This window comes from Brevundimonas sp. UBA5713, assembly GCF_002419815.1.
Lineage (GTDB): Bacteria > Pseudomonadota > Alphaproteobacteria > Caulobacterales > Caulobacteraceae > Brevundimonas.
The window spans coordinates 1-8,637 of record NZ_DIGV01000039.1 but is presented as its reverse complement, the minus strand read 5'-3'; the positions used below and the strand labels follow the sequence as shown (position 1 = coordinate 8,637).

The window sequence follows — 8,637 nt, the reverse complement described above, 5'->3', positions numbered from 1 at the left end:
CCCCTGCCAATACGCGAGAACCGTTAAACAGGCGCGCGGTCGTGGACTACTTCCCCTAATCGCCAATATCCATGACCTATGAGGCGCTAACCCTCTTGAACGGTTGCGGTCGTGGGCGGGGTCGGTCATATCCGGTGAATGTCCGAACCGACGCCCTCCTCCCCCGCCCATGAAATGCTGCATGATCTGGTCGCCGCTGCGCTGAAGGCTGGCGCCGACGCTGCCGAGGCCGCAACCGCCCGCAGCGCCGCCCTGTCCGTCGGGGTGCGCAATGGCGCGCTGGAAGACGTGAAGCGCGAAGAGGCGACCGATCTGGGCCTGCGCGTTTTCATCGGCAAGCGTCAGGCCACGGTCTCCTCGTCCGACCTGTCCGAACCGACCCGTGGTCGTCTGGTCGAGCGCGCCATCGCCATGGCCCGTCTGGCTCCCGAAGACCCCTATGCCGCGCTGGCCCCCGAAGAACTGCTGGCGCGCGGTCCGCATCCGGAGCTGGACCTCTACGACCCGACCGAGCGCAGCGCCGAACAACTGGAACAGGACGCCCTCGCCGTCGAACAGGCCGCCATGGCCGTGGGCGGCGTGTCGCGCTCCGAAGGCGGTGACGCCTCATGGTCGTCCAGCGAATGGCAACTGGTCACCTCCCACGGCTTTGTCGGCCAACATCGCGGCAGCGCCTTTTCGGTCGGCGCAGGCGTGATCGCCGAAAAGGACGGGGCCATGGAGCGCGGCGGTGAATACCGCTCCTTCCGCCACCATGCCGACCTGCCCTCCAATGCCGAGATCGGCCGCATCGCAGGCGAGCGCGCCGTGGCCCGCGTAGGGGCCCGTAAGATTGCCTCAACCACCGCACCCGTCATCTTTGAAAACCGCGTCGCCACGCAGGTGCTGTCGCCTCTGCTGGGGGCCATTGCCGGTACCGCCATTGCGCGCGGTTCGTCCTTCCTGAAGGACAAGCTGGAACAGATGGTCCTGCCGCAAGGGGTGGACCTGATCGACGATCCGTTCCGCCCGCGCGCCTTTGGCTCCACCCCCTATGATGACGAGGGCGTCCGCGTCGAGCCGCGCAAACTGGTCGAGGATGGCCGTCTGACCACATGGCTGCTGAACACCGCCTCGGCGGCGCAACTGGGTCTGACCTCGACGGGGCACGCCTCGCGCGGTCTGGTCGGTCCGTCTGGCGTGTCGGCACACAACGTCAATCTGTCGGCGGGCGAAGGCACACTGGATGATCTGATGGCATCGGCGGGCACCGGCCTGTTGATCACCTCCATGTTCGGCCCCTCGCTGAACGGCAACACGGGCGACTGGTCCGCCGGGGTGTCGGGCTTCTGGTTCGAGAACGGCCAGCGCGCCTATCCGGTCAGTGAAGTGACCGTGGCCGGCAATCTGGTCGATCTTTACGCCCGCTTGCAACGCGCCGGAGACCTTGAGTTCCGTGGCGCGTTCAATGCCCCGTCGCTTCTGTTCGACAAGGTAGCCATCGCCGGTAAATGACCTCTCTCGACCAAGACCTTGCCCTGATCCGACAGGCCGCCTTTGACGCCGGCCAGTTGGCGCTCGACTATCGCGAGGCGGGGCTCAAGGTCTGGTCGAAAGAAAACGCCTCTCCGGTCACGGATGCCGATCTGGCCGTAGACCAGTTCCTGAAAGAACGCCTGCTGACGGCGCGGCCCGACTATGGCTGGCTGTCCGAAGAAACCGCCGACACCACCGACCGGCTGTCGAAAAAGCGCATCTTTGTCGTTGATCCTATCGACGGCACCTCGGCCTTTATGAAAAACAAGCCGTGGTGGTGCACCCCCATCGCCGTGGTCGAGGACGGAGAGCCGGTGGCTGCCGCCATCTATGCCCCCGTGCTGGGCGAGATGTTCGAGGCCACCCTTGGCGGCGGGGCCCGCCTGCAGGGCCGCCCCATCACCGCCTCAGACACCTATGAACTGGAAGAGGCCGAATTGCTGGCCGACGCCCGCCTGATGGAGGCGCGCGAGTGGGACGAGCCTTGGCCGCACATGAATTTCTCGAAGCGCAATGCGCTGGCCTACCGCATGGCTCTGGTAGCGGCCGGAGCCTTCGATGCGGCCATTGCCATCAGCCCAAAGTGGGACTGGGATGTTTGCGCCGGATCGCTTATCGCACAGGAAGCGGGCGCGATGGTCAGTGACCATCAGGGCCGCAAATGGCGGTTTAACCGCCACGATCCGCGACAAACTAGCATGATTTGTGCAGCCCCTGCGCTTCATCCGTTGATAATTCGGCGCACTGCGCCTATCCCGCTGACCTTCTGACCCCTCACCTGTGCAATAGGCCCCTCTCCATGGCTGACAAGCTTGAACCTCAACTGCTTCACCTCGTCATCGGTGGCGAAATGCGTCACCCGTCGGAACCGACCTTCCGCGACCTGAGCGAGGTCGAGTTCGTCGGTGCCTTCGGCTCGTACGAGGAAGCCAAGAAGGCTTGGAAGGCTCGCGCCCAAGCCACTGTCGACAACGCCCACATGCGTTTCTTCATCCTGCACGCCCACAAGCTGATCGATCCGCGCGGCGACGCCAACTGATCAAAGGCTTGGTCAAGGGCCGCATAAAGCGACCACATTGACGCAAGGGCGGCTGTAAGCATTGGCTTCAGCCGCCCTTTGCCTATCTATGGGTCAGCAGCAATGAGGATGGACCCATGACCCTGTTCGGCCAGACCCTGTCGGGAGAAGAGATCTTCGGCCTCGTCTCGATGATGCTGGCGCTGGTCTATCTGCTGATGGTCGTCAGGGGCCGCCGCGCCTCGCACCGCTGGCTGAACGAGGCTCTGGCCCGCCGGGAACAGGAAAAACAGCGCAAAGCTGCCGCCTCTGCCCCGCCGCCCCAACCGACCGATCAGGACAAGCGCGGACCTTGGGGCTGAATTAGCCTATTCGCGGCACAGTATCCGTTCGACCAGCAGATCCCCCCACCAACGCGAGCGGAACGCCTTGGTCATGGTGCACGGGCAGTAATCGGGGCTCTCCACCCAGTCCAGAAAGTCGCGTCCGGTCGGCTCGATCTCGCGGACATAGGTTTCCAGCACCATGTCCAGCACACCGGTCTTGCCCTCGCGATTATGCAAGGTGCGGCGGCTCAGTTCCCTGACGGCCTCCGACATGGGTTCGCCCAAGCGGAAATAACGGTACAGCGCCGCCATCAGACCGGCACGGTCCGCCCCTGACTTGCAGTGGATCAGCACCGGATATTCGACCGTCTCGAACAATTCCTTGGCGCGGCGGATGCGAAAAGCGCACGGCGCATCACGCGAATCCAGCGGCGCATCGATCAAAGTCAGGCCCAGACGCTGGCACGCCTCGCGCTCCAACGGGTAAAAGGCCTCATCGCGCACGCCGCGCAAATTGATAACCGTGCGGATACCCTGTGACTTCCACCACCTTAGCTGGCGCGGCGACGGCTGGTTGGTGCGCACCAGATCGGTCCCCACCCAGTGGGCATTGGTGAAACTGATACGAAGAAAGGCGTGATCGGCCCAAAAATAGGACCAATAAGCCTTGAAACGGTCCCACGGCGAGGACAGATCGTTACGCGACATGGCCGACAGATAGCCGCCACAGGCGTTGAGGTCACGCCTCTCCATTCACAGACCTCTCTCTATCCGGAGCTTGACTTGCAGCTCCAGTCGTTCGACCGAAGTGCCATGACCCAGCCCGCCCCCAAGACCGATGCCAAGCCACCGCTTCGGCCCATGCTGTCTCGTATCTGGCGGGATTATCTGTCACAGCACAAACCTGCCTTCTTCGCCTCGCTGTTTCTGGCCGCACTGGGCGGTGCGCTGACGGCGGGGCTTTTGCGGTTCCTTGAACCGTCTATTGACCTTTTGTTCAAACAACATGACGGCCCCGTCCGTTTCCTGAAACTGTTCACAGTTTCGCCAGCGGCACTGGTGATCCTGATACCGGCGATCATCATCGCTTTGTCGGTTATGCGCTCTCTGGCCATGGCCGGACAGGCCGCGGTCGTGAACCGTCTGGGCCACGGCATTGTCGGCGATATACAAAAGCAGCTGTTTTCGCGCATGATCCACGCCGATCTGTCGCGCCTGCGCAACCAGCACTCCGGCACCTTTGTCTCTTCGGTGCTGTTCGACGCCAATCTGGTGCGCGAGGCCTTCACCAATGGCGTGGTGAACTACAGCCAGAATGTGCTGGTACTGGTGGGCGTCATGGTGGCCATGGCCTTTATCGACCTGCCCCTGACGCTGATCGTGCTGCTCGGTGTACCTGCCGTCAGCCTGATCATGCGCAAATTCAGCAAGAAATCGCGCAAGGCCGCCAAGGGAGCCATGGCCGAGACCGAGGCCCTGTCCTCGGCCCTGATGGAAAATCTGGACGGCGTGCGCGTCATCAAGATCGAAAACCGCGAACAGGCCGAAGAGGCCAATGTCGCAACCGTCATCGACCGCCGCCAACGCCATGTGATCAAGGGGGCCGACAGCCGCGCCTTCTCGGGTCCGGCGTCCGACATCATCGCCTATTCCATCGTTGCCGCCGTCATCGGCTATGCAGGCTGGAGCGCCAGCAAGGGCGAGATGTCGGTCGGGGCCTTTGCCGCCTTCATTGGCATGCTGATGCTTGCAGGCCAGTCTTTGCGCCAGCTGTCCAACCTGACCACGGTCATGTCCGAAGGCATGACGGCCGCGTCTCGCCTGTTTGACGCGCTCGATATCCAGCCGGAAATCCGCGAACAGGCCCAGCCGCAGACCCTGCCCCCCGGTCCGGTCGAGCTCGGCTTTGAACAGGTGGAGTTCGCCTACAACACCGCCTCTGGCCCCGTGCCGACCCTGAAAGGCATCAGCTTTACCGTTTCGCCCGGCGAGACCGTGGCGCTGGTCGGCCCGTCGGGCGGCGGCAAGTCCACCATCCTCAGCCTGCTGCCGCGTTTTTATGACGTTACCGGTGGCCGCATCACCGCCAATGGCATCGACCTGCGCGAGCTGAGCCTGTCATCCCTGCGTGACCATATCGCCTTGGTGACCCAGGAGCCCTTCCTGTTCGACGACACCATTGCCGCCAACATCGCCTATGGCCGCGAGCCCGCGAGCGAAGCGGCCATTATCGAGGCCGCCAAGGCCGCAGCGGCGCATGACTTCATCATGGCCCTGCCCCACGGCTATCAGACCCGCGTGGGTGAGGCCGGTGCCCGTCTGTCCGGCGGTCAACGCCAGCGCATTGCCATCGCCCGCGCCTTTATGAAGGACGCGCCCATCCTGCTGCTGGACGAAGCCACCAGCGCACTGGACACCGAGAGCGAGGCTCTGGTTCAACAGGCGCTGGATCGCCTGATGGAAGGCCGCGCCACCCTGATGATCGCCCACCGCCTGTCGACCGTGCGCAATGCCGACCGCATCTATGTGATCGCCGCCGGTGAAGTGGTGGAACAGGGCACGCACGATGAGTTGGTCGCCCATGGTGGCCTATATGCCCGACTGGCCCGCCAGCAATCGCTGGACGGCACGCCGGTAGACTTCCCCCTTGATCTGCTGCCTGACGAGACCGGCGCATGAGGCCTCTTCGTAACCCCCACATCCAGCAGGTCGTTTCCGTCCTGCTCTCCGAATGGCTGCGCTTTTGCTATGCCACCATCCGCTGGGAGCACGAGAACGCCCATCTGGCCGAAGGCGTCTGGAAACAGGGCGGCGGCGTGCTGATCGCCTTTTGGCATTCGCGGCTGGCCATCGCCAAGGCGTCTTGGCCACTGGATCGTGCCCAGCCGGCCAAGGCCATGATCTCCCTGTCTGCCGATGGCGAATTCATCGCCAAGGCGGTGGCCCGTTTGGGCATTCCCGCCGTGCGCGGCTCTGCGGCCAATAAGGACAAGAAGGAAGCGACCAAGGGCGGGACGCAAGCCCTGCGCGATGGTTTGAAACAGCTTAAGGTCGGCGGTCTGGCCATCACGCCGGACGGCCCGCGCGGCCCTGCCCGCTCTATGGCCGAAGGCCTGCCAGTCATGGCCCGCATGTCCAAGGCTCCGGTGCTGTTCATCGGCCTGTCGTGCAAACCCGCCATTCGCCTGAACAGCTGGGACCGCGCCCTGATCCCCCTGCCGTTCGCCAAGGGGGCCATCGTCTGGGATCTGGCCCATTTTCCCGAGGGCGGTGATGTCTCCGAAGTCGCCAAGGACTGGACCCAGCGCCTGACCGCCGTCGAGGCCCGCGCCGACGAAATTACCGGACTGGAGCGCCTCTAGCCATGAGCTTCAGCCCCGCCCTCAGCGCCTATCGGCTGGCCACCCGCGCGCTGGAGCCTCTGATCCCGCGCCTGCTGGATGCCCGCGTGCGCAAGGGCAAGGAAAGCGACACCCGCGTGGACGAGCGCCTCGGCCTGCCCGGTCGTGCGCGCCCCGATGGCCCTCTGATCTGGATACACGGCGTCAGCGTCGGCGAGGCCCTGTCCATCCTGCCGCTGGCCGAACGCATCCGTAAGGACCGCCCCGACGTGACAGTGCTGGTCACCACGGGCACCCTGACCTCTGCCGAAGTGATCCAGCCCCGCCTGCCGCAGGGCGTGATCCACCAGTTTGCGCCGGTGGACGGTCCCAATGCCGTGGTCAGCTTTCTGGACCACTGGCAGCCGCAACTGGGCATCTTCGTCGAGAGCGAGCTGTGGCCCAATATGATTATGGCGGCCCGACAGCGTGGNNATTCCTCTGGCCTTGGTCAGCGCCCGCATTACCGCCAAGACCGAGGACGGCTGGAAAAAGGCCCCCGGTATGGCGCGCCAGCTTCTGTCGGCCTTCGACCATGTCTGGCCACAGGACGAGGAAGGTTGCGAGCGCCTGACCCGCATGGGGGCCCGCGTCGAAGGTCAGGTAAACCTGAAACTGTCCGGTGAGCCCCTTCCCTATGACCGCGCCGAGTTTTCGCGCCTGTCGGCCCTGATCGGCGATCGCCCGGTCATCGTGCTGGCCTCGACGCACGAGAATGAGGAACAGGCCCTGTCCAAGGTGCTGCGCGGTCTTGCCCCGCGCCTCTTGCTGATCGTGGTACCGCGTCACCCGAACCGCGCACCCGACGTCGCCGAGGAGTTGCGCCGCGATGCCTGGCGCATGACCCGCCGCAGCGTCGGCGGTGACATTGCCGATGACGTGGACCTGTATCTGGCCGACACCTTGGGAGAGCTGGGCCTGTTCATGCGTCTGGCCGATGTGGTGGTGATGGGCGGATCGTTTGCGCCCGCACTGGGCGGTGGCACAGTGGGCGGTCACAATCCGCTGGAGCCTGCGCGTCTGGCCAAGCCCGCCATCAGCGGCCCCGACGCTTCCAACTGGCAACAGGTGAACCGCATTTTGAAACAGGCTGGTGGCCTGACCACTGTGCTGTCTCACGACCACCTGCCCGACGAGGTCCGCCCCCTGCTGGAGCGCCCTGAACAGGCACAAGAGATGGGTCACCGTGCTCGCCGCGCCGCCAATGAAGCCGCCGCCGGCCTCGACCGCCTGTGGGGGGCCCTGCAGGCCCACCTCCCCGACGCCCCCAAGACTGCCCCACGGAAACCCCGATGAAGCTCAACACCCCGCGCTGGTGGTACAGCCGTGATCATCGTCACGCCCCGATCACGCGCGCGGCGCTCAAGCCCGCCTCGTGGCTGTGGGCCGCTGTAACGGCACGCCGGATCGCCAAGACCGAGGGCGTGGACGTGGGCGTGCCGGTCATCTCGGTCGGCAATCTGACAGTCGGGGGCTCGGGCAAGACCCCTGTCACCCGTGAACTGCTGAAACTGCTTCGCGAGATGGGTCATACCCCCGCCGCCCTGTCGCGGGGATATGGCGGCAAGCTGGAAGGCCCTGTTCAGGTTGATCTGACGGTGCACACGGCCGCTGATGTGGGCGACGAGCCCCTGATGCTGGCGCAGGACGGCATGGCCTTTATCAGCCGCGATCGCGTGGCCGGTGCCAAGGCCGCGGTCGCGGCGGGAGCCGATGTCATCGTGCTGGATGATGGCCACCAGAACCCCGCCCTGAAAAAATCCCTCAGCCTGATCGTGGTCGATGGCGAGACCCGGCATATGGAGTGGCCTTTCGGTGATGGCTCGGTGTTTCCGTCCGGCCCGATGCGCGAGCCGTTCAAGGCAGGCATGGCCCGCGCCGATGCCGTGATTGTGCTGCTGCCCACCGATGTCGACGAAGCCGACCCGGAACTGGTCGCAGAGTTCGGCTCCAAGCCTGTTTTTACCGCCAAACTATTGGCGCTGGAGCCGCCCCCCGCCGGTCCACAGGTCGGTTTTGCGGGAATTGCCAAGCCCTGGAAGGTGGAACGCTCGCTGATCGCCGCGGGCTGTGACCTCAAGGACTTCATCCCGCTGCCGGATCATGCAGAGGTTTCCGCACAGACCTTTGCCTTCATCAAAGACCGCGCTGCGGTGTTCGATGCCGAGATTGTGACCACCGAAAAGGACTGGGTGAGACTTCCTCAAACATGGCGGCAAAGTGTCAATTTTTGGCCACTTCAGGTGAAATTTGACAATCTGAGAGATCTCAAAAGTCTCGTCACGCAGCTTATGAGTGCGTAAAAAACTTTAATTTACAATTTACCTTCTTTCTTTGGGCACAATATTCGCACTGCCACGCTATTAAGGGGTTCCCCCTAGGCTCAGGACTCATAGCC

General features: G+C 64.0%; 9 protein-coding genes and 1 pseudogene. 9 read left to right on the top strand and 1 reads right to left on the bottom strand.

Features of this window, described 5'->3' with window-relative positions; translation table 11 throughout:
• Positions 1-138 precede the first annotated feature (138 nt).
• The 4 genes from B3B04_RS09485 to B3B04_RS09470 all read left to right on the top strand — a co-directional run bounded on the left by B3B04_RS09485 (position 139) and on the right by B3B04_RS09470 (position 2,895).
• Positions 139-1,494, top strand: a complete 1,356-nt coding sequence (locus B3B04_RS09485) for a TldD/PmbA family protein (protein WP_292042259.1) — start codon at positions 139-141, stop codon at positions 1,492-1,494.
• On the top strand, positions 1,491-2,285 hold the full coding sequence (locus tag B3B04_RS09480; protein ID WP_292042257.1) for a 3'(2'),5'-bisphosphate nucleotidase CysQ: 795 nt from the start codon (positions 1,491-1,493) through the stop codon (positions 2,283-2,285). The genes B3B04_RS09485 and B3B04_RS09480 overlap by 4 nt, the downstream gene beginning before the upstream one ends.
• 29 nt (positions 2,286-2,314) lie before the next feature.
• Positions 2,315-2,554 (top strand): DUF4170 domain-containing protein, encoded by a 240-nt coding sequence (locus B3B04_RS09475; RefSeq protein WP_292042254.1) that lies wholly within the window; start codon positions 2,315-2,317, stop codon positions 2,552-2,554.
• Positions 2,555-2,670: 116 nt separating this feature from the next.
• Positions 2,671-2,895 carry a hypothetical protein gene (locus B3B04_RS09470; RefSeq protein ID WP_292042252.1) on the top strand — a complete coding sequence of 75 codons (225 nt, stop codon included), beginning with the start codon at positions 2,671-2,673 and terminating at the stop codon, positions 2,893-2,895.
• A 6-nt stretch (positions 2,896-2,901) separates the two neighbouring features.
• On the opposite strand, the gene B3B04_RS09465 is transcribed toward B3B04_RS09470, so the two are convergent.
• Positions 2,902-3,567, bottom strand: a complete 666-nt coding sequence (locus B3B04_RS09465; protein ID WP_292042284.1) for a fused DSP-PTPase phosphatase/NAD kinase-like protein — start codon at positions 3,565-3,567, stop codon at positions 2,902-2,904.
• Between the two features lie 105 nt (positions 3,568-3,672).
• Here B3B04_RS09465 and B3B04_RS09460 point away from each other — a divergent pair, with 105 nt between their 5' ends.
• The 5 genes and pseudogenes from B3B04_RS09460 to lpxK all read left to right on the top strand — a co-directional run bounded on the left by B3B04_RS09460 (position 3,673) and on the right by lpxK (position 8,542).
• The gene (locus B3B04_RS09460; protein WP_292042250.1) at positions 3,673-5,538 is read left to right on the top strand and encodes an ABC transporter ATP-binding protein; all 1,866 of its coding nucleotides are present in this window, start codon (positions 3,673-3,675) and stop codon (positions 5,536-5,538) included.
• Positions 5,535-6,221 (top strand): lysophospholipid acyltransferase family protein, encoded by a 687-nt coding sequence (locus B3B04_RS09455; protein ID WP_292042247.1) that lies wholly within the window; start codon positions 5,535-5,537, stop codon positions 6,219-6,221. The genes B3B04_RS09460 and B3B04_RS09455 overlap by 4 nt, the downstream gene beginning before the upstream one ends.
• 2 nt (positions 6,222-6,223) lie before the next feature.
• A pseudogene (locus B3B04_RS09450) lies at positions 6,224-6,616 on the top strand (3-deoxy-D-manno-octulosonic acid transferase); the annotation flags it as partial.
• Positions 6,617-6,668: 52 nt separating this feature from the next.
• On the top strand, positions 6,669-7,535 hold the full coding sequence (locus tag B3B04_RS09445; RefSeq protein WP_292042243.1) for a 3-deoxy-D-manno-octulosonic acid transferase: 867 nt from the start codon (positions 6,669-6,671) through the stop codon (positions 7,533-7,535).
• The gene (gene lpxK / locus B3B04_RS09440) at positions 7,532-8,542 is read left to right on the top strand and encodes a tetraacyldisaccharide 4'-kinase (RefSeq protein WP_292042240.1); all 1,011 of its coding nucleotides are present in this window, start codon (positions 7,532-7,534) and stop codon (positions 8,540-8,542) included. Before B3B04_RS09445 ends, lpxK begins: the two co-directional genes overlap by 4 nt.
• The last annotated feature ends 95 nt before the right edge of the window (positions 8,543-8,637 follow it).